Here is a 25,950-nt window from a genome sequence, read left to right as displayed (position 1 = left end):
GGCCGTAGGGCACGCCTCACACGTGACCAGCCGGAGCACGGTGAGGGGCTCCGGCGTTCGGAGTTCGTGCCTCGCAACGCAGGGGTTCTCGCCGCGTACAGGTTGGTACTCAAGAGCACCCCAACGCCGCAAGGCGCGAACTGGGGCGACGGTCACGGACCACCCACCCGAGTTCCAAATTGCTCTCTCAGACACGCGCCCGGACAGTGCCTCCGGCGTCCGAGCGGAACACCGGTGCCGACGAGCCGAGGTCGCGGACGGCGGCGACGGAGTCGGGGTCCAGCTGCTCCGAATCGGTCACCACGGCCGCCGCTTCGAGCCCCTCGGCGCCGCTGGCCACCGCGGCGGCGACCGCCGCCTGCAACGCCGTGAGCGTCAGCGACGGCAGCGCCACCGTGCACGCGGCATAGGTCCGGCCGTCGGTGTCCCGCACGGCTGCGCCCTCGGCGGCGCCGGTGCGCGCGCGCCCCGACCGGGCCAGCGTCACGATCTTCGCGTCCTCCGCGTCGATCTCCGCCTGCGCCTGAACGTGCTCAGCCACGAGTACTCGTCCCTTCCTGTTCGGCACCACGACTCTGCGCCCCGCCTGCTGCCGTCTCGGAGCGCTCGGAGTCGGCAGCCGTGGTGGTGCTGACCGGCCCGCCGTCGCTGCGGCGCACCTGCAACGCGTTGATCCGGATCCGGCCACGATGATCCTTGCCGCCCTCGGCACGCAGCCGCAGCCCCTCCACCTCGGCCTCCGCTCCGGGCAGCGGCACGCGGCCGAGCCGCAACGCCAGCAGCCCGCCCACGGTCTCCACCTCGGAGTCGTAGTCGTCGAGCGCCACGTCGAACACCGTGCCGAGGTCCTCCACCGGCAGCCGGGAGCTGACTCGCACCGTCGTCTCGTCGACGTGCTCGACCGGCCGACGCTCCTCGCGGTCGGACTCGTCGGTGATCTCGCCGACGATCTCCTCGATGACGTCCTCGATCGTCACCAGCCCGGCGGTGCCGCCGTACTCGTCGATCGCGATGGCCATGTGACTGCGGGAGAGCTGCATCTCCTGCAACAGCTCATCGAGGCGCTTGGAATCGGGGACGAAACTCGCCGGCCGCATCAGCTCCGCCACGCGCGGCCCGGACTCGTGCAGGTTGCCGCGCTCGACCACGACCCGCGCGAGATCCTTGAGGGTGACGAGGCCGACGATGTCGTCGACGCTCTCCCCGATCACCGGGACCCGGGAGAACCCGGAGCGCAGGCACAGCGCGAGCCCTTGCCGCACCGACTTCGTCTGTTCGATCCAGATGATCTCGGTGCGCGGCACCATCACCTCGCGGGCCACGGTGTCGCCGAGTTCGAACACCGAGTGGATCATCTCGCGTTCACCCGCGGCGACGACACCGCTCTGGTTCGCCAGGTCGACCATCTCCCGCAACTCGAGCTCCGAGGAGAACGGGCCCTCGCGGAACCCCCGACCCGGCGTGATCATGTTGCCGATGATGATCAGCAAGCGGGTCAGCGGGTTGAGCACGCGTGCCATGAGGTGCACCGGCGCGGCCACCGACAGGCCGATCCCGTACGGGTGCTGCCTGCCCAGCGTCCGCGGTCCGACGCCGACGAGCACGTACGAGACCACGACCATGATCAGCACCGCGACCGCGACCGCCCACGCCTGCGAGTCGGCGGCCTCCAGGGCCGCGACCGTCACCAGCACCGTCGCCGACAGCTCGCTGGCCAGACGCAACAGCAACAACAGGTTCACGTGCCGGGGCCGATCGGCGACGACCTTCGCCAGCTGCGCGGACCCCGCGCGGCCTTGGCGCACCAGTTCGTCCACCCGTGCCCGGGACGCTGTCCCGATGGCCGCGTCCGCCGCCGCGAACACGCCCGCCGCGACCACGAGCAGCACCGCCCACACCAGCAACGGAGTGAAGCTCGGGAACACCGTCCTCAGCCCCGTCCGGGCCGGCCCTCGCCGCCCGGTTCGTCGAGGCCGACCGCCCCGAGGACGCGGGCGTCCGCCGAGCGCTGCGCGGTGAGGCGGTCCGCCTCGGTCCGCGCCTGCTTGTGGTCGGCGAGAATCCTGTTCTGCAGCGCGAACATCTCCCGTTCCTCGTCGGGCTCGGCGTGGTCGTATCCGAGCAGGTGCAGCACGCCGTGAACGGTGAGCAGGTGCAGCTCGTCCGCCAGACCGTGCCCTGCCTTGCGCGCCTGATCCTTCGCGAATTCGGGGCACAGCACGATGTCACCGAGCAGCGCCGGACCGCCGTCGGTCGCATCGGGCCGGGACGGCGCGTCGAACTCCTCCATCGGGAACGACATGACGTCCGTCGGCCCCGGCAGATCCATCCACCGTTCGTGCAGATCCGTCATCACGTCGAGGCCCACGACCACGACGGACAACTCCGCCGCCTGGCTCACGTTCATCTTGTCCAGCGCGAAGCGGGCGATCCCGACGATCGACTCCTCGTCGACCGCCACACCGCTCTCGTTGGCGATCTCGATGCTCATGCCGGTCCCCGTCGTTGTCCGTCCCTACGGCCGGGGCGGCGGTCGCCGTGACGCTCCGACCTCTCGCGACCGCCGGATCCGCCGTCCTGGTCCTGCTCTTCCCGTGCGTGCCACACCTCGTAGGCGTTGACGATGTCGGTCACCAGCTGGTGCCGCACCACGTCGTGGCTGTCGAGCATCGAGAAGTGCACGTCGTCCACTCCGTCCAGGATCTCCCGGACGATCTTCAGACCGCTGCGCTGTCCCCCGGGCAGGTCGATCTGGGTGATGTCACCTGTGACGACGATCTTCGAGTTGAACCCGAGCCGGGTGAGAAACATCTTCATCTGCTCGGGCGTGGTGTTCTGCGCCTCGTCCAGGATGATGAACGCGTCGTTGAGGGTGCGCCCGCGCATGTACGCCAGCGGCGCGACCTCGATGGTGCCCGCCTGGGTGAGCCGCGGCACCGACTCGGGGTCGATCATGTCGTGCAGGGCGTCGTAGAGCGGTCGAAGATACGGGTCGATCTTCTCGTGCAGCGTGCCGGGCAGGTATCCGAGCCGTTCCCCCGCCTCGACCGCCGGCCGGGTGAGGATGATCCGGTTGACCTCCTTGGCCTGCAGCGCCTGCACGGCCTTCGCCATCGCCAGGTAGGTCTTGCCGGTGCCTGCCGGACCGATGCCGAAGACGACGGTGTGCGAGTTGATCGCGTCGACGTAGCGCTTCTGGTTCAGCGTCTTCGGCCGGATGGTGCGCCCACGCCGGGAGACGATGTCCATGCTGAGCACGTCGGCGGGCGACTCGTTGTGGTCGGCGGCGAGCATCCCCACGCTGCGGCGTACCGCGTCCGGGCTCAGGGTGCTGCCCCGCGAGACGACCGAGATGAGCTCGGCGAACACGCGCTCCGCGAACGCCACCTCGGCCGGTTCACCCGTGAGCGTGACCTCGTTGCCGCGGACATGCACGTCCGCAGGGAGCGCGTCCTCGATGACGCGCAGGTTCTCGTCCCGGGATCCCAGCAACGCCAGCACGGCGGTGTCGGGGATGGTGACCTGCGATTGGGCTTGTGCGGTCTCCGACGGCTGCCGATCCTCGAACGAGGCGGCACCTCCTGCTGTCATTCCGGCCACGTGCTTTCGGGCCTGCTTCCTGCGCGGTGCGCGCGAGTCGGTGTGCGTTCCTGGGATGAGGTCTTTCGCTGCCCCGATGGTAGAACACGGCGCCACGCGTTTGCCGCCGACGACGCTGCGTGCAGGATCACTCAGCCATGCATCGGCCCGCCGGTGAGCGCGCCCAATGGCTCACCTCCGAGCAGATGCAGGTGGACGTGGAAGATCGTCTGACCGGCATCGGCGTTGGTGTTGAACAGCAGCCGGTATCCGGACTCGGCGACGCCGTCGCGCTCCGCGAGCCTCGTGGCGACCCGGAACAGCTCCGTGAGCAGATCGGAATCGGCCTCGGCCAGCTCGGCGACGTTGCGGTACCGGGTCTTTGGCACCACCAGAACGTGGGTGGGTGCCTGCGGGTTGATGTCCCGGATGGCGATGACGCGGTCGTCTTCGTGCACGATGTCGGCCGGGATCTCACGGTCGATCATCTTCCGGAACAAGCTGTCCTCATCGCTCATCCCTCGAGGCTATCCCGCCCCCTCGTGAGCCTTTTTGGTGCCTATAACCACCACAAAGGCTCACGCATGCCAACGCGAGCCAAGACCAGGCCCACGCCCCACCCGGGCGACCGACCCGCCCCGACCCCAGCCGACGGGCCTCCCAGCCGACGGGCTCACGACCAGCGGGAGGTGAGGGCGCCGAGGGCGCCGAGGGCGACGGACGCGGCGGTGGACGCGCGGAGCACGTCGGGGCCGAGGCGCACCGGCACCGCTCCGGCCTCGGAGAGCGCGGTGAGCTCCTCGTCGCTGACGCCACCCTCGGGCCCGACGGCGAGGAGGATCTCGCCCTCATCCGGGAGCGTGACGTCGGTGAGCGGTCTCGTCGCGGACTCGTGCAGCACCATCGCCACGTCGGCCTGCCGCACGACGGTGAGGAGCTGTTTCGTCGTGACCGGCTCGGTGACCTCCGGAGTCCACGGTCGTCGTGCTTGCTTCGCCGCCTGGGCGACGGCGCTGCGCCACCTGCCGAGCGCTTTCGCGCCACGCGGGCCGTCGTCCCAGCGCGCCACGCAGCGTGCCGCCTTCCACGGCACGATCGTGTCGACGCCCGCTTCGGTGGCGGTCTCCACCGCGAGCTCGCCCCGGTCGCCCTTCACGAGCGCCTGGGCGAGCCGCACACGCACTCGCGGCGGCCGCACCTGACTGGTGTCCAGGACGTTCAGCGTGAGTTCGGCCTTGCCGACCTCGACTACCTCGCATGTCGCGAGTCCGCCTCGGCCGTCGCTGAGCAGCAACTGCTCCCCCGCTCGCATCCGGCGCACCGTCGCGGCGTGTTTGCCCTCGGGCCCGTCGAGTGTCGCGACGCCGGGCACAGGCAGGGTGTCCACCGCGAACACCGGCAGTGACATGCCGGAGTCAGCGGTGGCCGAAGGAGCGGAACCGGGAGAAGAATCCGTTGCCGTGACCGTTGCCGTTCGGGGTGACCGTGGGCTCCGGCTGTTCTTCACCTCGCGCGGTCGCGAGCTGACGCAACAGCTCACTCTGCTGGTCGTCGAGCTTCGTCGGCACCACGACGTCGAGGTGCACGTGCAGGTCGCCGTGCCCCTGGATGCGCCCGTTGGAGCGCAGCTTCGGCAGGCCCTGACCGCTGAGCACGTGCTCGTGGCCGGGCTGGGTGCCGGGCTCGACGGGGATCTCTTCGCTGCCGTCGAGGGTGTCGAGCGTGATCGTGGTACCCAGCGCGGCGGCCGTCATCGGCACCTCGACGGTGCAGTGCAGGTCCGCCCCGTCGCGGGTGAACCGCTCGTGCGGCTGCTCCTCGACCTCGACGAACAGGTCGCCGGGCGGGCCACCGCCGGGGCCGACCTCACCCTCACCGGCGAGCCGCACGCGCATGCCGTCGCCGACACCGGCGGGGATCTTCACCGTGATGGTGCGCCGCGAGCGCACCCGCCCGTCGCCACTGCACTGCTGGCACGGATCGGTGATGACCTCGCCGAAGCCGTTGCAGACGGGGCAGGGGCGTGAGGTCATGACCTGGCCGAGGAAGGATTTCTGCACCGACTGGATCTCGCCGCGGCCGTGGCAGGTGTCGCAGGTGGACGGCGCGCTGCCCGCACGGGAGCCGCCGCCGTCGCACGTCTCGCAGACCGTCGCCGTGTCGACGGTGATGTCGCGGTTGACGCCCGCCGCGCAGTCCTCGAGCGTCAGTTCCATCCGCAGCAGCGCGTCGGAACCGTGCTGCACGCGGCTGCGAGGGCCACGACCGCCACCGCCGGCACCCCCGCCGAAGAAGGCGTCCATGATGTCGCCGAGGCCGCCGAACCCGGCGAACGGGTCGCCGCCGCCCGGGCCGCCGCCTGCGCCGCCGCCACCGTTGGAGAGCGGATCACCGCCGAGGTCCACGACCTGTCGCTTCTTCGGGTCGGAGAGCACCTCGTATGCCGTGGTGACCTCACGGAAGCGCTCCTGGGCGCCGTCCTCCGGGTTCACGTCGGGGTGCAGTTCCCTGGCGAGCTTGCGGTAGGCGCGCTTGATCTGCTCCGGGCTGGCGTCCTTGTCCACCCCGAGGGTCCCGTAGTAGTCCTTGACCACCTGTGCGTACTTCCTCTGCTCGATCGTGCGAGTGTCTCGGCGGGATTCCCGCGCGGGGTCCCGTCCTGTCGTGGGTCACCGCCCCGCGAGGATGTCCCCCACATACGCGGCCACGGCGCGGACCGAGGCCATCGTGCCCGGATAGTCCATCCGGGTCGGGCCGACCACGCCCAATCCTCCCAGGACCATTCCTTCCGATCCGTACCCGGTGGAGACCACCGACGTCGTCTCCAGTTCGGCGGCCTCGTTCTCGCCGCCGATGCGGACGGTGACGGTACGCGAGTCCCGCGCGGCCGCCAGGAGTTTGAGCACCACCACCTGCTCCTCGAGTGCCTCGAGGACCTGTCGCAGCGAGTTGGGGAAGTCCGCGACGTTGCGAGTGAGGTTGGGGGTGCCTCCCAGCACCATACGTTCCTCGGGGTGCTCGACGAGCGACTCGATGAGCACGCTGGAGACACGCGTCAAAGTGTCACGCAGCTCACTCGGCGCCTGCTCGGGCAGTTCCGCGACCGACGCGGAGGCGTCGGCGAGCCGTTTGCCCGCCATCGAGTTGTTGAGCACGGTCCGCACCCGGGCGACGTCGTCCTCGGTGATCACGTCCCCGAGATCGACGACGCGCTGGTCGACACGGCCGGTGTCGGTGATGAGCACCAGCATGAGCCGCGCCGAGGTGATCGGCACGACCTCGATGTGCCGGACCGTGGAACGGGTCAGCGTCGGGTACTGCATGACGGCGACCTGTTGGGTCAGTTGCGCCAGCAACCGCACACTGCGGCGCATCACGTCGTCGAGGTCGAGCGCCCCGTCGAGGAACGCGTGGATCGCGCGGCGTTCGGGCGACGTGAGCGGTTTGATCTCGTGCAGCCGGTCGACGAACATCCGGTAACCGGCGTCCGTGGGGATCCGGCCGGCACTGGTGTGCGGCTGCGCGATGAGCCCTTCCTCCTCCAGCGCGACCATGTCGTTGCGCACGGTGGCGCTGGAGACACCGAGGTTGTGCCGTTCGACGAGCGCTTTCGAGCCGACGGGCTCGTTGGTCGAGACATAGTCGGCCACGAGCGCACGCAGGACGTCGAAGCGACGGTCGTCGGCGTTCACCACGTCTCCCTCCTCGTCGCGGACCTCCGGCCGCAGCGGTGGACATACCGGCCCGTGTACCCGATTTTACGGTGCCGAAGCGTCCCACAGGAAAGCCAGAGGTCATCGCACACCGGTGCCACCTCACTTCGGGCGGAGGGCCGAGGGAACACCCCCAGCCGACGGGTCGATCGTAATACGCCACCGTAGTACTTTGGCCGCATGAGAGAAGAACCGGTGCGCGCACTCAACCAGGAGACGTCGCGCATTCTCGCCAGGGTCAAACGAGGCGAACAGATCGACATCACGGAACGGGGTACCGTCATCGGCCGCATCGTTCCGGTCGAGCCCGGCCCGCTGTCCGACCTGGTGACGAGCGGTCGGATGCACCCCGCTACGCGCCGCGGACCCTTTCCGGCCCCGCGGGGACCGGTACGCACCGATCACGAAGCCGGCGAACTGATGCGTTCGATGCGGGACGGCGAACGCGACTGATGCTCTACCTGGACACAGCGGCGTTGGTGAAGCTCATCCGCCACGAGCCGGAGAGCGCGAGGCTCACCGAGTGGCTCAACGCACGCGCGGGCGTCGACTTCGTTTCCTCCGTGCTGAGCGAGGTCGAACTCGCCCGAGCGTTGCGGCGCACCGAGCCCGGCTTGATCAGTGCCGTTCCCGCGTTGATGCAGCGGATCGCTCGTTACGAGATCGACGAGGTCGTGCGTGCCACCGCCGCCGCGTTTCCGGAAGCCGGTCTGCGGAGTATCGATGCGATCCACCTGGCCACTGCGTCAGCAGTCCTTGTGCCCGGCCTCACCGCGTTCGTCACCTACGACATGCGGTTGCTGGAGGCCGCGGAAGCGCAGGGGCTGCCCACGGCCTGTCCTGGCCGGAACCGACCTTGAGAAGAATGCTCGGATTTTTCTGCGTCGGGCTTTCCGTGGCGGTCTGCGTGGACAGCGGGGAGAACCATCGGCACACCGTGCCTGACAGTAGGTTCAGTCCGCGCGGCCTCACGCCAACAGGGCGTGGACCACGGCGTCGGCGAGGAGACGTCCGCGGTCGGTGAGCACACAGCGACCGGCGCGCAGGTCCTCGGCGCGGAGCAGACCGTCCGTCACGGCCTGCTTGGCGGCCAACACACCGGACTCGTCGAGCACGTCGACCGGGACTCCCCCGGCCAGGCGGAGTTCCAGCATCACCCGCTCGACTCGGCGGTCCTCGACGCCGAGGACTTCGCGGGCGTGCGCGGGCGACTCGCCCCCGGCGAGGGCGGTGGCGTAGCGCGCAGGGTGCTTGACGTTCCACCAGCGCACACCGCCGACGTGGCTGTGCGCGCCGGGACCGGCGCCCCACCAGTCGCCACCCCGCCAGTAGCCGAGGTTGTGGCGGCATTCCGCAGCGGAGTCCGAGGCCCAGTTGGAGACCTCGTACCAGTGCAGACCGGCCTCCGACAGCGTCCGGTCGAGGATCTCGTAGCGGTCGGCGAGCACGTCCGGGTCCGGCATCGGCACGTCGCCGCGTCGCACCTTGCGGGCCATCGGGGTGCCGTCCTCGACGATCAGCGAGTACGCCGAGACGTGGTCGACACCGCCCGCACGCACGGCCTCCAGCGAACGGCGCAGGTCGTCGTCGGTCTCACCCGGCGTTCCGTAGATCAGGTCGAGGTTGACGTGCTCGAACCCCGCGGCGCGCGCTTCCGTCGCCGCTTCGACCGGCCTTCCGGGCGTGTGTCGCCGATCGAGCACGCGCAGCACGTGCTCGGCAGCCGACTGCATCCCGAGCGACACCCGGGTGTAACCGGCGTCACGAATGCCGGCGAAGAACTCGGGCGAGGTCGACTCCGGGTTGGACTCCGTCGTGATTTCCGCCTCGTTCGCGAGTCCGAACGAGGCGCGGATCGCGTCGAGCACCGCCCCGAGCCGCTCGGCCCCGAGCAGGGACGGCGTGCCTCCGCCGACGAACACCGTCTCCGCCTTCGGCACCGCTCTCGGACCGGCCGCCAGCACTCGCGCGCCGAGATCGAGTTCGGCTCGCAGACCCTCCAGCCACGAGTCGAATCCGCCGGAACTTCCCAGCTCATCGGCGGTGTAAGTGTTGAAGTCGCAGTACCCGCAGCGGGTGGCACAGAAGGGCACGTGCACGTAGATCCCGAACGGGCGCAGACCGAGCCCGGTCAGGGCGGATTCGGGCAGCGAGCCGTCGTTCGGAGCGGGCTCGCCGTCGGGCAACTGGGAAGGCACCCCACCAGTGTCCCAGGATGCGGATCGTCTTGGTTCGGTCGGTGAGCACGTGGCACCCTGAGCGATGTGAACGCCACCCCGTCAACGCTGCTGGTCGCCCGGCGCTACGTGGACCTGCGCCGGGTCTCGAGCGCGCTGTGCCGCATGACGGGCTAGTTCCCACCCGCGATCCGAACTGTCCAGTCGGCGCCGGGTGTGCGCCGACCTCCGGAACCGCGACGAAGCGGACGTTGCGCGGCGCCACCACGCCACGTCACGCAGAGGACGACCACCGTATGGCCTCCCCGACGCAAGCTCCGGCACGCACGCGTAAGACGCGCGGTGAAGGGCAGTGGGCGCTCGGCTACCGCGAGCCGCTCAACCCCAACGAGCGTTCGAAGAGGGACGACAACCCGCTCAACGTGCGGGAGCGCATCGAGAACATCTACGCCCACCGGGGCTTCGACTCCATCGACCCCGGCGACCTGCGGGGGCGCTTCCGCTGGCTGGGTCTCTACACCCAGCGCGCCCAGGGCATCCCCGGCGGCAAGACCGCCACCATCGAGCCCGAGGAGCTCGACGACTCGTACTTCATGATGCGGATCCGGGTGGACAGCGGGGCGCTGACCACCGAGCAGCTCCGCGTGATCGGTGAGGTCTCACAGACCTACGCCCGCGACACCGCCGACATCACCGACCGGCAGAACGTGCAGCTGCACTGGGTGCGGGTCGAGGACGTCCCGGCGATCTGGGAGAAGCTGGAAGCCGTCGGCCTCTACACCACCGAGGCGTGCGGCGACTGCCCGCGCGTCATTCTCGGTTCCCCGGTCGCCGGGATCGCAGCGGACGAGATCATCGACGCCAACCCGGCGATCGACGAGATCGCGGAACGGTTCATCGGCGACAAGTCGCTGTCGAACCTGCCGCGCAAGTTCAAGACCGCGATCAGCGGTTCGCCGCGCCAGGACACGGTCCCGGAGATCAACGACGTCTCGTTCGTCGGCGTCGAGCACCCCGAACACGGCCCCGGCTTCGACCTGTGGGTCGGTGGCGGGCTCTCCACCAACCCGAAGTTCGCGGTGCGGCTCGGCGCGTGGATCCCGCGCGAGGAGGTCGCCGACGTCTGGCACGGCGTCGTGCAGATCTTCCGCGACTACGGCTACCGGCGGCTGCGGCACCGCGCCCGGATCAAGTTCCTGATCGCCGACTGGGGCGCGGAGAAGTTTCGGGAGGTGCTGGAGAACGAGTACCTCGAGCGCACCCTCGTGGACGGTCCCGCTCCGGAGACGCCGGAAGGACCACGCGACCATCTCGGGGTGAACCCGCAGGTCGACGGCAAGTTCTACGTCGGCGCGAAGTCCGCGGCAGGGCGGGTGAGCGGCTCGACGCTGGTGGAGGCCGCCAAGGCCGCCGAGCGGGTCGGGTCCACCAGGGCCCGCTTCACCGTCGAACAGAACCTGCTCGTGCTCGACGTCGACCGGTCCGACGTGGACAGCCTGGTCTCCGACCTGTCGGCGCTCGGGCTGGACGCGAACCCGACGCCGTTCAAGCGCAGCGTCATGGCCTGCACCGGTCTCGAGTTCTGCAAGCTCGCGATCGTGGAGACCAAGGAACGCGCCATCCGACTCATCGAGGAGCTCGACCAGCGCCTCGCCGACGTGCAGGGCGATGTGGAGAACCCTGTCACGGTCAACCTCAACGGCTGCCCGAACGCCTGCGCCCGCACCCAGGTCGCCGACATCGGCCTCAAGGGCCAGATGGTGCAGGACGGCGAGGGCAACCAGGTCGAGGGCTTCCAGGTGCACCTCGGCGGCGGGCTCGGGCTCGACGCCGGGTTCGGCCGTAAGGTGCGTGGGCACAAGGTCACCACCGCCGAGCTCGGCGACTACGTCGAACGCCTCGTCCGCCGCTACCTCGACCAGCGGGAACAGGGTGAGCGGTTCCCGCAATGGGTCAACCGCGTCGAGGACGAGCAGCTGCGATGAGCGCGCCCGGTGAAGGCAGGATGGCACCGTTCTACTGCCCGTACTGCGGGGAGGAGAACCTGCTCCCCGAGCCCGAGGGGGCGTGGCGGTGCGAGGACTGCCTCCGCGTGTTCGCCGTCCGATTCGTGGGATTGCACACCGGGCGGGAACATCAGGAGCCCGGGACGAGCTGACGGAAAGGGGTCGCACGGAGGCCGACCCCGGCCCGGCAAGCCCGAACTGACGAGGAGACGACATGACGGCCGACATCGCAGGAACCGACCTCCCTGCTCGTCGCGACGACGACACGCTCCGCGCCCTCGTCGCCGAGGCGGAAGGACCGCTCGCGGACGCTTCCGCCGAGGAGTCGCTGCGGTGGGCGGCCGAGACCTTCGGCGACAGCCTCATCGTCGCGTCGAACATGCAGGACGCGGTACTCGTCGACCTCGCGTCGAAGGCCAAGCCCGGCGTCGACGTGCTGTTCCTCGAGACCGGCTACCACTTCGCCGAAACGCTCGGCACACGCGACGCCGTCGCCGCGGTCCACGGCGTGAACATCGTGAACGCGACACCCGAGCAGACCGTCGCCGAGCAGGACGCCTCCGAGGGCAAGGACCTGTTCAACCGCGATCCCGCGCGCTGCTGCCACCTGCGTAAGGTGTTACCGCTGCGCAACACCCTCGCCGGATACGAGGCGTGGGTGACGGGCGTGCGCCGGGTCGAGGCACCGACGCGGGCGAACACTCCGGTCGTGACCTGGGACGATCGCAACGGCCTTGTGAAGATCAACCCTCTCGCGGCGTGGAGCGACGAGGACATGAACACCTACATCGACGAGCACGGTGTGCTGGTCAACCCGCTGGTACCCGCCGGGTACCCGTCCATCGGGTGCGCGCCGTGCACGGCCAAGCCCGCGCCGGGAGACGACCCGCGCAGTGGGCGTTGGGCCGGAACGTCGAAGACCGAATGCGGCCTGCACGGCTGACGGACTGTGTGCCGGCGCGAACCGCCGGCGGCGAGGAGGAAGCGTCGTATGACCACCGAACAGGCGAGCCGGCCGGGCGCACCCGTCGCCGGGGAGTGGGCACCCGAGGGTGACGCGCCACCCCAGGTCGACAACCTGGACGCGTTGGAGTCCGAGGCGATCCACATCTTCCGCGAGGTGGCAGGCGAGTTCGACCGCCCGGTCATCCTGTTCTCCGGCGGCAAGGACTCGACGGTGCTCGTGCACCTCGCGTTGAAGGCGTTCCGCCCGGCGGCCGTCCCGTTCGCGCTGCTGCACGTCGACACCGGACACAACTTCGACGAGGTCATCGACTTCCGGGACCAACTCGTCGACCGGCACGGGCTGCGGTTGCACGTCGAGAAGGTGCAGGACTGGATCGACGACGGCCGCCTCGAGGAACGCCCGGACGGGTTGCGCAACCCGCTGCAGACCCAGCCACTGCTCGGTGCCATCGAGAAAGGCAAGCACGACGCGGTCTTCGGCGGTGGCCGCCGCGACGAGGAGCGTGCCCGCGCCAAGGAGCGGATCTTCAGCCTCCGCAACGCCTTCGGCCAGTGGGACCCGCGCCGCCAGCGCCCCGAGCTCTGGAACCTCTACAACGGCAGGCACCGTCCGGGTGAGCACGTCCGCGTGTTCCCCCTGTCCAACTGGACCGAACTCGACGTCTGGCGCTACATCCAGCGCGAGAAGATCGAGCTGCCCTCGATCTACTACTCGCACGCCCGGCAGGTGCACGCGCGGGACGGCATGTGGCTCACCTCGGGTCCGTGGGGCGGTCCTCGCGAGGACGAGGAGGTCCTCACCAAGACCGTCCGCTACCGCACCGTCGGCGACGGCTCCTGCACCGGCGCGGTCGAGTCCGAGGCGTACACGGTGGACGACGTGATCGCCGAGGTCGCCGCGAGCCGCCTCACCGAGCGCGGCGCGACGCGGGCCGACGACCGGATGTCCGAGGCAGCCATGGAAGACCGCAAGCGCGAGGGCTACTTCTGATCGGCCGCGTCACGCACGCCGCCGACCACCGGGACACACACGAAGGACTTCGATGACTGAGACGACTCCGGTCGACACGACCACCCGGACCGCCCCGGACAGCGGGGCCGAGGTGACGTTGCCGGTGCACACCGACCTGCTGCGGCTCGCGACAGCGGGCAGCGTGGACGACGGCAAGTCGACCCTGGTGGGCCGCCTGCTGCACGACACCAAGTCGGTGCTGGCCGACCAGCTCGACGCGGTGCACCGGGCCAGCGCAGACCGCGGGCTCGACACGCCGGACCTGTCGCTGCTGGTGGACGGCCTGCGCGCGGAGCGCGAGCAGGGCATCACGATCGACGTGGCCTACCGGTACTTCGCGACGCCGAAACGCTCGTTCGTGCTCGCCGACACCCCGGGCCACGTCCAGTACACGCGCAACACCGTGACCGGTGCGTCGACGGCGCAACTCGCGGTCCTGCTGGTCGACGCGCGCAAGGGTGTGCTGGAGCAGACACGCAGGCACGCGGCGGTGCTGGCGCTGCTCGGCGTGCCCCGACTCGTGCTGGCCGTCAACAAGATCGACATGGTGGACTTCGACGAGTCCGTGCACCGCGACATCGCCGAGGAATTCACCGCGCACGCGCACCGGCTCGGATACACCGACGACAAGGTCGTGACGATCCCGGTCTCGGCCCTGCACGGCGACAACGTCGTGGAGCGGTCCGAGCGCACTCCCTGGTACACCGGCCCGTCGCTGCTGGAACATCTGGAGAACGTGCCGGTCGCACCGGACCCGCACGACGCGCCGTTCCGGCTGCCGGTCCAGTACGTGATCCGTCCGCGCACCGCCGAGGATCCGGACTACCGGGGTTACGCGGGCCAGGTCGCGGCGGGTGTCGTCTCCCAGGGGGACGAGGTCGTGGTGCTGCCCGCGGGCCTGCGCAGCACGGTGTCTCGCGTGGACACCCCGGAGGGCTCGACCCCGCGCGCGGCGGCCGGTCGTTCGGTGACCGTGCTGTTGGAGGACGACTTCGACATCGCACGCGGGGACGTGATCGCAGCCGCGCAGAACCCGCCTCGGGTCTCCGACGAGATCGACGCCACCTTGTGCTGGCTGGCCGAGAAGCCGTTGCAGCCCGGCGCGAAGCTGCTGGTCAAGCACGGCAGCCGCACCGTGCAGGCGTTCGTGACCGAGCTGACGACCCGTTTCGACGAGCAAGCTCTGTCCACCGTGGGCGCTCCGGAGTCGTTGGAACTCAACGAGATCGGCACCGTGGGGCTGCGCACCGCCGAACCGTTGCCTGTCGACGACTACGCCGACAGCAAGCGCACCGGTTCGTTCCTGGTGATCGACCCCGCGGACGGCACCACGCTGGCCGCAGGACTCGTCGGAGCACCGCTGGCCGGAGCGCAGTGACCACACCTCTGATCGCCGTCGCGCACGGCAGCCGGGACACACGGTCTGCCGCGACGATCCACGCTCTCACCGACCTGGTGCGCGCACGACACGCGGATCTGGACGTGCGGACGGCTTTCCTCGACCTGTCGTCGCCGCGCTTGGACGACGTGCTCGACGCGGTGCACGGCGAAGGTCACCGCGAGGCCGTGGTGGTACCGCTGCTGCTCGGGCACGCCTTCCACGCCCGGGTGGACGTGCCCGGCATCGTCTCCGAGATTCGGCGGCACCGTCCGTTCTTCCACGTCCACGTCGCCTCGGTGCTCGGGCCGGACGGGCGCCTGGAGGACGCCGCGTGGGGACGTCTCGCCGAGACCGGTGTCGACCTCGACGACCCGGCACTGGGCGTGCTGCTGGCCGGAGCCGGTTCCTCGCATCAACCGGCGAACCGGCTCGTCGCCGATGTCGCGGGCCGCTGGGGTGGCCGGGCGCCCTGGGCGGGCGCGAGCGCCGCGTTCGCGGCGGCTGCCGCGCCGGACGTCCCGGCGGCCGTCGCCGCGCTGCGGGCGCGGGGGGCGCGGCGATTCGCGCTGGCGTCCTGGTTCCTCGCACCGGGACTCTTGCCGGATCGCGTCGTCACCGCGCTCCACGAGCACACGACGGAACCGGCCGTCGCCGCTCCGATGGGCGCTGCGCCGGAGGTCGCGGACCTCGTCGCCGACCGCTACCGCGCTGCCGTAGCCCCGTCGCACCCCACCCAGCGCCAGGCGTGAGTCTTTTTGGTGGCTATAGCAACCAAAAAGACTCACGCCTCTGGTCCCCGCGCCGACGAGCCGCTCCCGCCTGACCCGCGTGCTCTGGTGCGAACGGCACTCTCGCCCCACCAGACGGGGCGAACGTGCCGTTCGCCTCGGCGTCAGGGGAGTTCCGCGGTGAGGGTCTGGGCGGCGCGGGTGAGAACCGCTTTCGCCTCCTCGTAGCCTGCGTGACCCGGCTGGGTCGACAGCAGTGCCACGACGTAGCGGTGGTCGGCACGGAGCACTCCGGTGCTGTGCAGCGTGACGTACCCGTCGCGGCAGCACATCCATCCCTGCTTGACCGCCGGCTGCTCCGCTCCGTCCCAGGCGAGCCCGTAGCTCTGCTCGAAGCCGCCGTCGCCGACGGGCGGCGCCTCCCGCAGTGCCGAGACGATGAATTCGCGGTCTCGCGCGGGCATCCCGGTGAGCACATGCTGGAACACCGCCACCATGTCCCGCGCCGACACCTGCGTGTCGCCCCACCAGATCGGATCGCGCGGCGGCCTCGTGTCCTGCAGGCGGAGCTGCTGTGCCACCCGAGTCACCGCGCCGGGACCGTCCATCCGGTCCCAGAGGTCGTTCATCGCCTCGTCGTCACTCGTCTTCAATGCCGACCGGATCAACTCGAGGTCCGCTTCCGAGACAGGCATCCCTTGGGCGCGCCGTTGCAGGATGTCGATCGCGACGATCGGCTTCACCACCGACGCCGAGTTGAACTGCTCGTCGGCACGATCGTTGCCCGCGAACTGACCCGTACGCCGGTCCAGCACCGCGACCCCGAGGTCGGTGTTGTCGAGGTTCCGCGCGTAGTCCTCGACCGCGCCGGTCGCCTCCTGCGCGGACGCCACGGGTGGCGGCCCAGGCGCGGGAGCCACCGCCGCGGTCCGGGCCGGCCTGTCGACACCGACCATCCCGAGCACCACCGCGATCACGAGCAAGCTCATGCCGACACCGACCACCCCCGCACCGCCGAAACCGCGTCGTGGTGGTGCATGCCAGCGCGCTGCGTGCCACCCCTGCATCGCCGACTCCCCTCTGTCCGGCGAGCTGTCAGAGTACGACCGAACCCCGGCCCGAACAGCGCGAATCCGGTTCGGCCCGGTCCGTCGTCCACCTCAGGAGCCTCACAGGTAGACGCCTCTCCCACGGATTTGCCGGAACCGCCGTCTTCACTCGATCGAGCCATGAGAGAGTGCTTCTGACGCGAGCGCGGAGAGTCCGCGGTCGCCCCGGCGCGGCCGGGGCTCTCCCTTCGGCGCCGCGATCACGACACACGGACGAAGTCGGGGACGAGCGGGCATGAACACCCAGCAGCAAAGTCGGCCGGTGATCACACCGGCCATGCGCGAGCAGGCCGCGAAACAACCCAACACGTGGCTCTACGTCGTCGATCCGATCTTCACCGACCCCAACGCGGAGGTCCCGCCGTGGGGGTTCATCGGCGGCTACCGGGTCGACGAGCGCGGCGAACTGACGGACGACTTCTCACCGAATCCGAACTATCGGCCCTCCCCGGTGGCGCTGCGGCTGCCCACCCCGACCAACGACGTCGAGCGCGCTCTGCAGCTCACCACGACCGGATACGCGCAGGGACCGACGCTGCTCGCCGCATTGCTGGACGCCGAGCTGATGTTGTTCTCGCAGCCGCAGGGCAGCGGCCTCGTGACGGTGGAGCACGAGTCGGGTCGGCGCCAGCTCCAGGTGTTCACCTCCGACGCCTACCTGCCGCAGACGTGGACGTCGTGGCAGAAGCTCACCGGGCGGCAGATCGCGGACCACACGCTCACCGGTGTCGACGTCCAGATCAACCCGACCAGTCCGGTCAAAGCACGCATCCCGGGCGAGGATCTGGTGAAGACTGCGGCCACCTCGCCCCAGTCGCAGAACGGCTCGCGTCCGACTCCGGCTGCCTCGCCCGGCACTCCCCCGGCCGACGCGACTCAGCCCGTGGCGTCAGCCTCGGTGCAAGAGGCCGGTTCCGACGACGCTGGCGAGCCGGTGACGTCCTCCGAGCAGTCGGCCGACGCCGCCCCGGCGACCGATTCGCGCTTCCGCACCCGCATGCTCGGGTCGATGCTCGCGGCAGCGGCAGGCGACGCACTCGGCGCACCGGTCTCCCACCTGCCCCTGGACGAGATCCGGGAACGCTGCGGCGAATCCGGCGTCACCGAGTACGACCGCGAGCAGTCGGGCATGTTCTCGACCGACATGCAGGTGATGTTGTTCGCGCTGGACGGTCTGGTCCGCGCGCATGCGACGGTGCGGTCGTGGCCGACGGAGAATCCGCTTCCCGTGCAACAACTCGCGCTGCAGCGCTGGTTGCACTCGCGCGGGGTGCCGTGGCTCGAAGCGGCAGGACCGCTCGCCGATCAGCATCCCGAACCCGGCAGCTGGCTGCTGGAACGGCCCGAACTCAGCGGCGACGAGGCCCCCGGGTGCGCGATCACCGCGGCCACCCGTCGTTTCGCCGCCTCGGAATCCCCGCCCCCTGACCTGCGGAGCCCGGACGGAGTGGTGCGCGCGGGCGTGGTCGCGTTGTGGTCGGAGGACCTCCACGAGGTCTTCGAGACCGCCTCGCGTGATGCCGCGCTGACCTGCCCCCATCCCGGCGACCACCTCGCGGCCGGGGCGGCGGCCGCGATCGTGCACGGCCTGCTTCGTGGTCAGCCGCTCGACGACGCGGTGCGTGCGGCGCGGACCGTACTGGTGACGTTCTCCGGTCACGACGAGTGCGACGCCGCGTTGCGGAGCGCCCTGGAGCTGGCGGAGAACGGCGCGCCGAGCTCGCGGGACCTGACCGACGCCTTGGGCACCGGCGAGACCGGGTCTCAGGCTCTCGCGATCGCCGTAGCCGCGACGGCCGGCGCGTCCGGCATCGGCCAGGCGGTGCTGATCGCCGTGAATCACTCGGGACCGAGCGCCGCGACCGGAACGCTGTGCGGCGTCCTCTCCGGTGCCCTGCACGGAGCGGCAGGATTGCCCGGCGTGTGGCTGCGGGACCTGCAGTACCGGGACGTGATCGAGGAACTCGTGCGCGACGCACTGCTGGAGTTCTCGCCCAAGCCGCCGCAGGATGCGAACTGGGCACACCGCTACGCCACCGTTCGCAACGCCTCCGGTGTGGAGTTCCCGGACGTGCTCGAACCGATCACGGCGACCGATCCGGGCCCGTCGCCCGCTACCGAGCCGCAGGAGTCCACTGCGGACACCGAAGAGCAGAGTGCTGCGGCGACCTCCGGCCCTGACGCCGTGGAGTCCACACCGGACTCGGCGAACGACAGCACCTCAGCCGATCCCACGGAGGACAGCGACTCGTCGGCACTCGTGCGATCAACGGCCGAGGTGGAGGAGGCCACCGGGACCACGGACACCGGAGCCGCAGCACTCGGGGCCGTTGCCGTAGCCGGAGTCGCTGCGACAGCGGTGACTGCCGACGAGGACGACGACGCGGGGCGTGAGTCCCCCGTTGCCGAAGCAGCGCCGGTGTCCGGTGTCGAGACGGCCGCCGGCACCGAAGGAGCACCGGAACCGGAGGCGGACGAGACCGCGATACCGGACGACGCGGCCGCGACCGTGGAAGCACAGGACGCGTCATCCGAAGACGAGATCTCCGACGAAGAGTTCCGTCTGATCACGGCCTTGCGGCGGTTCCGCGACGCGGACGCCGACACCTCAGCCGACCGCTCGCAGGATCTGCGCAAGCTCCTGGAGGAAGCGTTCGGACCCGAGCGCGCCACTCAGCTGCTCGGCGAGCTCACCGAGGACAGTGCCGGGAGGTCGGCCGAGGCCCCGGACGCCGATGCCACGGAGTCCGAAACCGCCGTCGAACCGGCCGACGAGACGCCCTCGGTGAGCCGGGACCAGCGACTGACCGGCGCGGTGCTCGGAGGCGCGGTCGGGGATGCCCTCGGCGCCCCGTGGATGTTCACGGCGCTGCACGACATCCGCGAAGACCGACCCGACGGCCCGCGTACGTACACCGAGGCGTTCGGCCGCACCGGTGCCACGACGGCCATCACCCAACAGTCGCTGTTCGTCCTCGACGGACTCATCCGGACCGCGCTCCGATCCCGCACCCGGGAGACCGCGGCCCACGCGCCGTCGCTCGTGCAGTTCACCCTGCACCACTGGCTCGCCGCGCAGGGTGTGCCCTGCCCGACCCCGCTGCCAACGGGCCCGCTCGCCGCCGCGATCGTCGAGCAAGGACAACGGTTCCCGGACGAGACCACGCTGGCCGCACTCGCCAGCCAGCAGAGTGTCCCCACACTGACCGCGCCACCGAACGAGGGCGACGGGCCGATCGCGACAGCACGCGGAGCGACGGTCGGGTTCCACGCGGCCGACGTGAAGCACGCGGTGACCTCCGGTGCGGAGATCGCCGTGGTCACCCACGGGCACTCGAACGGATACCTGCCCGCAGGCGCCCTCGCGGGCATCGTGCACGGGCTCGATTCGGGTGCCTCCGTGGCAGAGTCGGTCGCGGCCGTCGTCGAGGACCTGGACAACCGTGACGGCTCCGAGGCGACCGTGCAGGCGTTGCGATCGGCGCTGGAAGCGACCGGCGACGGTCCCGCAGCCCCTGAGTCCCTCGCCTCGCTCGGCACCGGATGGACCGCGCCCGAGGCGCTGGGCATCGCGCTCGCCGCCGCACTCTCGCACCCGGAGGATTTCACCGCAGGCGTGGCGCTGGCAGCGACGCACTCCGGCAACAGTGCCGCCACCGCCGCTGTCTGCGGTGCCGTACTCGGCGCGGCGCTCGGCTGCGATGCGGTTCCCGAGGAGCTCACCGAGGCGCTGGAAGTCCGCGAGGTCGCCACGCAGCTCGCCACGGACTTCCTGCGGGTCGACGAAGTCACCGCCGACGCGACACCGGACTGGGCGAAGCATTACCGCGCATGAGCGAGCGACTCACCGGCGGCGTGAGTCTTTTTGGTTGCTATAGCCACCAAAAAGACTCACGCGGGGATACGGTGCCGGTCATGGCCGAAGAACTCGTGCACCGGACCGTCGACAACGGCGTCGCCACCATCACGCTCGACTCGCCGCACAACCGCAACGCGCTGTCCCGGCAGCTCCGCCGCGAACTGCGCGACCACCTCACCCACTCGTTCGAGGACGACGCGGTACGAGTCGTCGTCCTCACGCATACCGGCACCGTCTTCTGTGCGGGCATGGACCTCAAGGAATCCCGCGATGCCGGCTCCGGCGACCAGGGTGTACAAGAACTTCCGGAGCTGCTCGAACAGTTGTGGTTGAGCCCCAAGCCGGTCGTCGCCTGCCTCGCCGGACCCGCGCGGGCGGGCGGCATCGGCCTGGTCTCCGCGTGCGACATCGCCGTCGCCGCCGACACCGCCACCTTCGCCTTCAGCGAGGTCCGGATCGGTGTCGTGCCCGCCGTGATCTCGGTGACCGTGCTGCCGCGCCTGCACGCCCGCGCGGCGCACGAACTGTTCCTCACCGGCGAGACCTTCGACGCCGACCGTGCGGTCACGATCGGGCTGCTCAACTCCAGCGTCCCCGCCGAGCAGCTCGGCGCCGAGACCGCGCGCTACACGGACATGCTCGCGTTGGGTGGCCCGACGGCACTCGCCGCGACCAAGGAGATGCTGCGCCAACCACGCCCGACCGAGATGTCCGAGGACTTCGCCGCGATGCTCGAGCTCTCCGCGAAGCACTTCGCAGGCTCGGAAGGCCAGGAAGGTATCAGCGCGTTCGGGGAGAAGCGCAAGCCCTCGTGGGTGCCGCAGGGCTGAGCCGGGGCGGGGCGGTTCCGCGCGGAATCGTCCCGCCATCGATCAGTCGCGCGGCAGGACCGACGTGAAGGTGCGCCGGCACCACGGGTTGTGCTCGGCGTCCTTGAGCACCGCGTTGATCCGCCGGTACGCCTTCGGGTCGTGCTCGGCGAGATTGCGGTGCCCACTCCAGATGAGCACGTGCTCGCCCTCGTCCAGCCAGGACAGGTCCGTCAAGCAGTCATAGAGGGCGTCGAGGTTGCGACCCGCCCACTCCGGGAACGACAGCACAGCGGCGATGCCGTCGAGTGTGGTGCGCTTGTTCACCAGATCCGAACCGTCGAGGACGTGCGCGGTCGCGCCGCGCTGTTCCACGTCCTCTGCCGCCTGCCGAGCCGTGACGTCGTCTGAAGACACCTCACCGTCGCTCACGACGGTCTCCCTTCTTGCGAACATCCTTCTACTCCGAGATTGCCCGTTGCCGGGGCTGCACGCCAGCAACCCGTCCGGCGTTCCTCAGTTGTCTGCGTCGACGACCACGAACGAGTCGTAGTGGTCGGCGGTGTAGTACACCTCGGCACCGTCACCGGTGACGAGGCGTCGCGCTCCTCGGTCGGATTCGGCCGGGGTGGGCACCGTGTACTCCTGGTAGTAACCACGCGGACGCTCCGGCAAGAGTTGCTCGCGATTGCCGAACACACTTCCGTCGCGGTCGGGATACGGGAACGGGCCGTCGGATTCCACCAGACGCCAGGTGTCCTCGGCCTCCGGGGGTAGCGAGGACAGCGGCTCCACCGGCAGACCCGACTCGACGCCGGGGACTCGCCCCGAGGCGTCGCCGGGCGCGGCCACGTCGGTCGCCTCCCGGACCAGCCACCCGCCCAGCACGAGCACGATCATCCCGACGAGCGCGACCGTGATGCGCAATCGCGACGTCACTCGGACGCCTCTCGGTCGGCCGTCGCGCCCGAGATCGGCACATCCGCACTGCGCAGCGGCGGGTCGGCGCCCGGCTCACGGCTGAGCCGGGCGGCGATGATGTCGACGCCGTGGTCGAGCAGCCTCGACACGGCCCAGGCCGTGGGCACCAGCACCACGAGCACCAGCGTCACCAGCAGCGGATACGGCAGCTGGACGAGCCACAGCTCGAAGCCGTCCCACAGCTCGAACAACGAGTCCATCACGAGGGGCCAGCGTACGCCGCCTGTCAGACCCCGGAAGTCCGGGTCGAAGCAGGGGCACGGCCGCGCGCCCCTGACGAGCTCAGGACTGGTCGCGGACGGAGTGGATGATCGCGGAGAAGTCCTTGGCGCCGCCGCCCTCGTCGTTGAACCGCTGGTACAGCTCGGTGGCCAGACGACCGATGGCGGTGTCGGTGCCGCTCTGTTCCGCCGCAGACTCGGCCAGCCGGAGGTCCTTGAGCATCAGCGCGGACGAGAACCCTGGCTCGTAGTCGTGGTTGGCCCGGCTGGTCTCCACCATGTCCGGAACAGGGCAGTTCGTGGTCAGCGACCAGCACTGTCCGGTGGACACGGAGGCGACGTCGTAGAGCGCTTCGTGGGACAGGCCGAGCTTCTCGCCGAGGACGAACGCCTCGCTCACGGCGAGCATCGAGGCGCCGAGGATGAGGTTGTTGCACATCTTGGTGACCTGACCGTTGCCGCCTGCACCGCAGTGGATGACCTTGCGGGCCATCGGCTCCAGCACTGTTTCCGCCAGCCGGAACGCGTCCTCGGTGCCGCCGACCATGAACGTCAGCGTCCCGGCCACCGCGCCGGCGGTGCCGCCCGAGACAGGGGCGTCGACGGAGCGGAACCCGGCCTCGCCGGCGAGTTCGTGCGCCTTCCGGGCATCCGCGACGTCGACGGTCGAGGAGTCGACGAGCAACGCTCCGTCGGCGGCGGACGCGAGCACCCCGTCCTCACTGCCGTAGCAGTCGAGAAGATGCTTACCGCTGGGCAGCATCGTGATCACCGCATCGGCGTCGCGGCAGGCGGCGGCGACCGAGTCGACCACGGTGACGCCCTGGCCGGCCGCGGACTCCAACGCGGCGGGCGCCAGGTCGAAACCCTGCACGGTGTGACCGGACTTCACGAGGTTCGCCGACATCGGACCACCCATGTGGCCCAATCCGATGAAGCCGATGACAGCCATTGTCGTGTTTCCCTTCGTCGGAGCGGACGTGCGTGAGTACGTCCGGTGTGTGCCGGTGCGACGGTCGTCCGGAGTGTTCGCCGGTCAGGTGTGCGGTCTCAGACCGAGTTCACCTTCGCCGAGCGGCGCGAAGAACGCGTCCACCCGTGTCGAGTCGACCTCGTCCAGCGAACCCGGCGACCACTGCGGGTTGCGGTCCTTGTCCACGAGTGTCGCGCGCACCCCCTCGACCAGGTCGCCGATCCACGCGCAGCGCAACGCGAGCCGGTACTCCTGGTTCAGCGCCTCTTCGAGCGTGAACGCGCGGGCCTCTCGCAGGGCCCGCAGCGTCACCTTCAGCGAGGTCGGTGACTTCGTTCGGATCGTCTCGGCAGCTGCGACAGCCTCGTCGTGCGGCGTCTGATCGAGCCGCTGCACGAGCCCCTCCACGGTGTCCGCGGAATAAGCGTCGTCGATCCAGCCGCGGTGTGCGCTCAGCGGCGCCTCCGGCCCCGGCTCGACGAGCTTCGCCAGGGCGTCGTCCACCGGCCCGGACGAAAGCGCCGTCACCAGCTCGGGCAGCTTCTCGCTCGGCATGTAGTGGTCGGCCAGCCCGGCGTAGAGCGCGTCACCGGCACCGACCGGCGTACCGGTCAGCGCCATATGGGCGCCGACCTTGCCCACCGTGTGCGAGAGCAGATACGTGCCGCCGACGTCGGGGAGGAACCCGATGCCCACCTCCGGCATCCCGATCTTGGTCCGTTCGGTGACGACCCGGTGCGAGACGTGCGCGGAGATTCCGACACCGCCGCCCATGGTGATGCCGTCCATGAACGCCACGATCGGCTTCGGGTACCGCGGCAGCATCGCGTTGAGCCGGTACTCCTCCGACCAGAACGCCTCGATGGTCGCGTTGTCCCCGGCTTTCGCCGCGTCGTGGATGGCACGGATGTCGCCGCCGGCACACAGGCCTTTCTCTCCCGCCCCGTCGATCAGCACGGTGGTGATGTGCTCGGCCTCGCGCCAGTCGTGCAACGCGGCCGTGATACTGCGCACCATGCCGAGAGTGAGCGAGTTCAGCGCTTTCGGGCGGTTCAGGGTGATCCGGGCCAGCGATCCCTGCTCGCTGATCAGAACTTCCGGTTCCGTGGCGGAATCCGAGGTCATCGTGGGCGACTCCCGTGTCGTGCAGAAACGTTCCCGGTGGAGACGTGGTGCTCACCGGCGTGGTCGCTCATGAGCGTAGCGATCAGCCCCCGAGCAGACCACGCGCGACGATCAGCCGCATGATCTCGTTCGTTCCCTCCAGGATCTGGTGCACCCGCAGGTCACGGACGATCTTCTCCAGTCCGTACTCGGCAAGGTATCCGTATCCTCCGTGGATCTGAAGTGCTTCGTTGGCCACGCGGAAACCCGTGTCGGTGGCGAACCGCTTCGCCATCGCGCACAGCTGCGTGGCCTGCGGATCACGCGTGTCCAGGGCCCATGCCGCGCGCCAGAGCATCCCGCGCGCCGCTTCCAGTTCGGTGGCCATGTCGGCGAGCGTGAACTGCACGGCCTGAAATGTGCTCAGGCTCGTCCCGAACTGGGTCCGTTCCCGCACGTAGGCGAGGCTCTGGTCCAGCGCGGCCTGCGCGCCGCCGAGCGAGCAGGACCCGATCCCGAGCCGACCCCCGTCCAGACCGGTCATGGCGATCTTGAAGCCGATTCCCTCGTCCCCGAGCCGGTTGGCTGCGGGCACCCGGACCCCGTCGAACAGAACCTGACGGGTGGGTTGGGCGTTCCAGCCCATCTTCTTCTCGTTCGCCCCGAAGGAGAGTCCCTCCGGCCGTCCCTCGACGACGAACGTCGAGATGCCGCCGGCGCCGGGCTCCCCGGTGCGCGCCATGACGACGTAGATGTCGGAGTGCCCGCCCCCGGAGATGAACTGTTTGACACCGGTCAGCACGTAGTCGTCACCGTCGCGCACCGCGGTGGTCTGCAGCGACCCCGCGTCCGAGCCCGCGTCGGGTTCGGTGAGGCAGTAGCTGCCGAAGGTCTCGAACGAGCACAGGCTCGGCAACCACCGCGCACGCTGCGCGTCGTCGCCGAACTTGTCGATCATGCCCGCGACCATGTTGTGGATCGAGATGTAGGCCGCGATCGAGGGACACCCAGTGGCCAGGGCCTCGTAGATCAGGCTCGATTCGAACCTGCTCAGCCCGGAGCCGCCGACGTCTTCGGCGACGCAGATACCCCCGATGCCGAGCTTGCCCGCCTCGCGGAGGACGTCGGCCGGGAAGTGCTTGTCCTGGTCCCACGCGACGGCGTGCGGCGCGAGCTGTTCGGCGGCGAACTCCAGTGCGGTCTCACGGATCGCACTCTGGTCCTCGGTGAGCGCGAACGGTGAGAGAACTTCGGGTGCTGCGACGGACACGGTGTCTCCCTCCCCCCGGAGGATCGCTCGGGGTTGTGCCGGGCCGATGGGGTCTCCACACG

The 25,950-nt window shown here is 69.9% G+C and carries 27 protein-coding genes; 11 read left to right on the top strand and 16 right to left on the bottom strand.

Annotation, left to right across the window (positions count from 1 at the left end):
* Window positions 1-187 precede the first annotated feature (187 nt).
* From GIY23_RS06790 to hrcA, 8 genes are all read right to left on the bottom strand, one after another.
* Window positions 188-541 carry a cytidine deaminase gene (locus tag GIY23_RS06790; RefSeq protein ID WP_154075882.1) on the bottom strand — a complete coding sequence of 118 codons (354 nt, stop codon included), beginning with the start codon at window positions 539-541 and terminating at the stop codon, window positions 188-190.
* Complete coding sequence (locus GIY23_RS06785; RefSeq protein ID WP_154075881.1) at window positions 534-1,925, bottom strand: hemolysin family protein; 1,392 nt, start codon at window positions 1,923-1,925, stop codon at window positions 534-536. The genes GIY23_RS06790 and GIY23_RS06785 overlap by 8 nt, the downstream gene beginning before the upstream one ends.
* A gap of 5 nt (window positions 1,926-1,930) precedes the next feature.
* On the bottom strand, window positions 1,931-2,491 hold the full coding sequence (gene ybeY, locus GIY23_RS06780; RefSeq protein WP_154075880.1) for an rRNA maturation RNase YbeY: 561 nt from the start codon (window positions 2,489-2,491) through the stop codon (window positions 1,931-1,933).
* Window positions 2,488-3,591 (bottom strand): PhoH family protein, encoded by a 1,104-nt coding sequence (locus tag GIY23_RS06775; protein ID WP_154075879.1) that lies wholly within the window; start codon window positions 3,589-3,591, stop codon window positions 2,488-2,490. Before GIY23_RS06775 ends, ybeY begins: the two co-directional genes overlap by 4 nt.
* Before the next feature lie 140 nt (window positions 3,592-3,731).
* Window positions 3,732-4,097 carry a histidine triad nucleotide-binding protein gene (locus tag GIY23_RS06770; RefSeq protein WP_154075878.1) on the bottom strand — a complete coding sequence of 122 codons (366 nt, stop codon included), beginning with the start codon at window positions 4,095-4,097 and terminating at the stop codon, window positions 3,732-3,734.
* A 155-nt stretch (window positions 4,098-4,252) separates the two neighbouring features.
* Complete coding sequence (locus GIY23_RS06765; RefSeq protein WP_154075877.1) at window positions 4,253-4,987, bottom strand: 16S rRNA (uracil(1498)-N(3))-methyltransferase; 735 nt, start codon at window positions 4,985-4,987, stop codon at window positions 4,253-4,255.
* Window positions 4,988-4,994: 7 nt separating this feature from the next.
* Window positions 4,995-6,173 (bottom strand): molecular chaperone DnaJ, encoded by a 1,179-nt coding sequence (gene dnaJ / locus GIY23_RS06760; protein WP_154075876.1) that lies wholly within the window; start codon window positions 6,171-6,173, stop codon window positions 4,995-4,997.
* A 75-nt stretch (window positions 6,174-6,248) separates the two neighbouring features.
* On the bottom strand, window positions 6,249-7,274 hold the full coding sequence (hrcA, locus tag GIY23_RS06755; RefSeq protein WP_187352051.1) for a heat-inducible transcriptional repressor HrcA: 1,026 nt from the start codon (window positions 7,272-7,274) through the stop codon (window positions 6,249-6,251).
* A 198-nt stretch (window positions 7,275-7,472) separates the two neighbouring features.
* On the opposite strand from hrcA, the gene GIY23_RS06750 reads away from it, so the two are divergent.
* Window positions 7,473-7,745 (top strand): type II toxin-antitoxin system Phd/YefM family antitoxin, encoded by a 273-nt coding sequence (locus tag GIY23_RS06750; protein ID WP_154075875.1) that lies wholly within the window; start codon window positions 7,473-7,475, stop codon window positions 7,743-7,745.
* On the top strand, window positions 7,745-8,152 hold the full coding sequence (locus GIY23_RS06745; RefSeq protein ID WP_154075874.1) for a type II toxin-antitoxin system VapC family toxin: 408 nt from the start codon (window positions 7,745-7,747) through the stop codon (window positions 8,150-8,152). The genes GIY23_RS06750 and GIY23_RS06745 overlap by 1 nt, the downstream gene beginning before the upstream one ends.
* 108 nt (window positions 8,153-8,260) lie before the next feature.
* Here the strand turns inward: GIY23_RS06745 and hemW are convergent, their stop codons facing one another.
* Window positions 8,261-9,490, bottom strand: coding sequence for a radical SAM family heme chaperone HemW (gene hemW, locus GIY23_RS06740; RefSeq protein ID WP_154075873.1), 1,230 nt, complete (start codon window positions 9,488-9,490; stop codon window positions 8,261-8,263).
* Between the two features lie 66 nt (window positions 9,491-9,556).
* On the opposite strand from hemW, the gene GIY23_RS23370 reads away from it, so the two are divergent.
* The 7 genes from GIY23_RS23370 (at window position 9,557) to GIY23_RS06715 (ending at window position 15,583) form a co-directional block, all read left to right on the top strand.
* Window positions 9,557-9,646: a putative leader peptide gene (locus tag GIY23_RS23370; RefSeq protein ID WP_407646834.1), complete on the top strand. Its 90-nt coding sequence runs from the start codon at window positions 9,557-9,559 to the stop codon at window positions 9,644-9,646.
* Between the two features lie 119 nt (window positions 9,647-9,765).
* Window positions 9,766-11,454, top strand: a complete 1,689-nt coding sequence (locus GIY23_RS06735; protein ID WP_154075872.1) for a nitrite/sulfite reductase — start codon at window positions 9,766-9,768, stop codon at window positions 11,452-11,454.
* Complete coding sequence (locus GIY23_RS22625; RefSeq protein WP_187352050.1) at window positions 11,451-11,627, top strand: hypothetical protein; 177 nt, start codon at window positions 11,451-11,453, stop codon at window positions 11,625-11,627. The genes GIY23_RS06735 and GIY23_RS22625 overlap by 4 nt, the downstream gene beginning before the upstream one ends.
* 62 nt (window positions 11,628-11,689) lie before the next feature.
* Window positions 11,690-12,418, top strand: coding sequence for a phosphoadenylyl-sulfate reductase (locus GIY23_RS06730; RefSeq protein WP_154075871.1), 729 nt, complete (start codon window positions 11,690-11,692; stop codon window positions 12,416-12,418).
* 48 nt (window positions 12,419-12,466) lie between these two features.
* Complete coding sequence (gene cysD / locus GIY23_RS06725; RefSeq protein ID WP_154075870.1) at window positions 12,467-13,432, top strand: sulfate adenylyltransferase subunit CysD; 966 nt, start codon at window positions 12,467-12,469, stop codon at window positions 13,430-13,432.
* A gap of 52 nt (window positions 13,433-13,484) precedes the next feature.
* Window positions 13,485-14,831, top strand: a complete 1,347-nt coding sequence (locus GIY23_RS06720) for a sulfate adenylyltransferase subunit 1 (RefSeq protein ID WP_154075869.1) — start codon at window positions 13,485-13,487, stop codon at window positions 14,829-14,831.
* Window positions 14,828-15,583 (top strand): sirohydrochlorin chelatase, encoded by a 756-nt coding sequence (locus tag GIY23_RS06715; RefSeq protein WP_154075868.1) that lies wholly within the window; start codon window positions 14,828-14,830, stop codon window positions 15,581-15,583. Before GIY23_RS06720 ends, GIY23_RS06715 begins: the two co-directional genes overlap by 4 nt.
* 143 nt (window positions 15,584-15,726) lie before the next feature.
* On the opposite strand, the gene GIY23_RS06710 is transcribed toward GIY23_RS06715, so the two are convergent.
* Window positions 15,727-16,551 (bottom strand): serine hydrolase, encoded by an 825-nt coding sequence (locus tag GIY23_RS06710; RefSeq protein ID WP_154075867.1) that lies wholly within the window; start codon window positions 16,549-16,551, stop codon window positions 15,727-15,729.
* Window positions 16,552-16,906: 355 nt separating this feature from the next.
* Between GIY23_RS06710 and GIY23_RS06705 the strand changes: the two genes are divergently transcribed.
* Window positions 16,907-20,506, top strand: coding sequence for a type VII secretion system-associated protein (locus tag GIY23_RS06705; RefSeq protein WP_154075866.1), 3,600 nt, complete (start codon window positions 16,907-16,909; stop codon window positions 20,504-20,506).
* Window positions 20,507-20,586: 80 nt separating this feature from the next.
* Window positions 20,587-21,360, top strand: coding sequence for an enoyl-CoA hydratase-related protein (locus GIY23_RS06700; protein WP_154075865.1), 774 nt, complete (start codon window positions 20,587-20,589; stop codon window positions 21,358-21,360).
* A 42-nt stretch (window positions 21,361-21,402) separates the two neighbouring features.
* Here GIY23_RS06700 and GIY23_RS06695 read toward each other — a convergent pair whose 3' ends face one another.
* The 6 genes from GIY23_RS06695 to GIY23_RS06670 all read right to left on the bottom strand — a co-directional run bounded on the left by GIY23_RS06695 (window position 21,403) and on the right by GIY23_RS06670 (window position 25,888).
* Window positions 21,403-21,771, bottom strand: coding sequence for a barstar family protein (locus GIY23_RS06695; RefSeq protein ID WP_456061932.1), 369 nt, complete (start codon window positions 21,769-21,771; stop codon window positions 21,403-21,405).
* 84 nt (window positions 21,772-21,855) lie between these two features.
* Window positions 21,856-22,278 (bottom strand): ribonuclease domain-containing protein, encoded by a 423-nt coding sequence (locus tag GIY23_RS06690; protein WP_154075863.1) that lies wholly within the window; start codon window positions 22,276-22,278, stop codon window positions 21,856-21,858.
* The gene (locus GIY23_RS06685) at window positions 22,275-22,520 is read right to left on the bottom strand and encodes a hypothetical protein (RefSeq protein WP_154078662.1); all 246 of its coding nucleotides are present in this window, start codon (window positions 22,518-22,520) and stop codon (window positions 22,275-22,277) included. The genes GIY23_RS06690 and GIY23_RS06685 overlap by 4 nt, the downstream gene beginning before the upstream one ends.
* An 82-nt stretch (window positions 22,521-22,602) precedes the next feature.
* Entirely contained in the window at window positions 22,603-23,493 is an 891-nt protein-coding gene (gene mmsB, locus GIY23_RS06680; RefSeq protein WP_154075862.1) for a 3-hydroxyisobutyrate dehydrogenase, read from the bottom strand.
* A gap of 84 nt (window positions 23,494-23,577) precedes the next feature.
* Window positions 23,578-24,639 (bottom strand): enoyl-CoA hydratase/isomerase family protein, encoded by a 1,062-nt coding sequence (locus GIY23_RS06675; RefSeq protein WP_154075861.1) that lies wholly within the window; start codon window positions 24,637-24,639, stop codon window positions 23,578-23,580.
* 82 nt (window positions 24,640-24,721) lie between these two features.
* On the bottom strand, window positions 24,722-25,888 hold the full coding sequence (locus tag GIY23_RS06670) for an acyl-CoA dehydrogenase family protein (RefSeq protein WP_154075860.1): 1,167 nt from the start codon (window positions 25,886-25,888) through the stop codon (window positions 24,722-24,724).
* Window positions 25,889-25,950 lie beyond the last annotated feature (62 nt).

This window comes from Allosaccharopolyspora coralli, from assembly GCF_009664835.1.
Lineage (GTDB): Bacteria > Actinomycetota > Actinomycetes > Mycobacteriales > Pseudonocardiaceae > Allosaccharopolyspora > Allosaccharopolyspora coralli.
This window is presented reverse-complemented; position numbering and strand designations above follow the sequence as displayed.

Coding starts and splice junctions, on each gene's coding strand:
- GIY23_RS06775 (WP_154075879.1), bottom strand. CDS start 3,591: ATGACAGCAGGAGGTGCCGCCTCGTTCGAGGATCGGCAGCCGTCGGAG.
- GIY23_RS06710 (WP_154075867.1), bottom strand. CDS start 16,551: ATGAGCTTGCTCGTGATCGCGGTGGTGCTCGGGATGGTCGGTGTCGAC.
- GIY23_RS06770 (WP_154075878.1), bottom strand. CDS start 4,097: ATGAGCGATGAGGACAGCTTGTTCCGGAAGATGATCGACCGTGAGATC.
- GIY23_RS22625 (WP_187352050.1), top strand. CDS start 11,451: ATGAGCGCGCCCGGTGAAGGCAGGATGGCACCGTTCTACTGCCCGTAC.
- GIY23_RS06700 (WP_154075865.1), top strand. CDS start 20,587: ATGGCCGAAGAACTCGTGCACCGGACCGTCGACAACGGCGTCGCCACC.
- GIY23_RS06750 (WP_154075875.1), top strand. CDS start 7,473: ATGAGAGAAGAACCGGTGCGCGCACTCAACCAGGAGACGTCGCGCATT.
- GIY23_RS06745 (WP_154075874.1), top strand. CDS start 7,745: ATGCTCTACCTGGACACAGCGGCGTTGGTGAAGCTCATCCGCCACGAG.
- GIY23_RS06730 (WP_154075871.1), top strand. CDS start 11,690: ATGACGGCCGACATCGCAGGAACCGACCTCCCTGCTCGTCGCGACGAC.
- cysD (WP_154075870.1), top strand. CDS start 12,467: ATGACCACCGAACAGGCGAGCCGGCCGGGCGCACCCGTCGCCGGGGAG.
- GIY23_RS06765 (WP_154075877.1), bottom strand. CDS start 4,987: ATGTCACTGCCGGTGTTCGCGGTGGACACCCTGCCTGTGCCCGGCGTC.
- GIY23_RS06685 (WP_154078662.1), bottom strand. CDS start 22,520: ATGGACTCGTTGTTCGAGCTGTGGGACGGCTTCGAGCTGTGGCTCGTC.
- GIY23_RS06720 (WP_154075869.1), top strand. CDS start 13,485: ATGACTGAGACGACTCCGGTCGACACGACCACCCGGACCGCCCCGGAC.
- GIY23_RS06735 (WP_154075872.1), top strand. CDS start 9,766: ATGGCCTCCCCGACGCAAGCTCCGGCACGCACGCGTAAGACGCGCGGT.
- GIY23_RS06675 (WP_154075861.1), bottom strand. CDS start 24,639: ATGACCTCGGATTCCGCCACGGAACCGGAAGTTCTGATCAGCGAGCAG.
- ybeY (WP_154075880.1), bottom strand. CDS start 2,491: ATGAGCATCGAGATCGCCAACGAGAGCGGTGTGGCGGTCGACGAGGAG.
- GIY23_RS06705 (WP_154075866.1), top strand. CDS start 16,907: ATGAACACCCAGCAGCAAAGTCGGCCGGTGATCACACCGGCCATGCGC.
- mmsB (WP_154075862.1), bottom strand. CDS start 23,493: ATGGCTGTCATCGGCTTCATCGGATTGGGCCACATGGGTGGTCCGATG.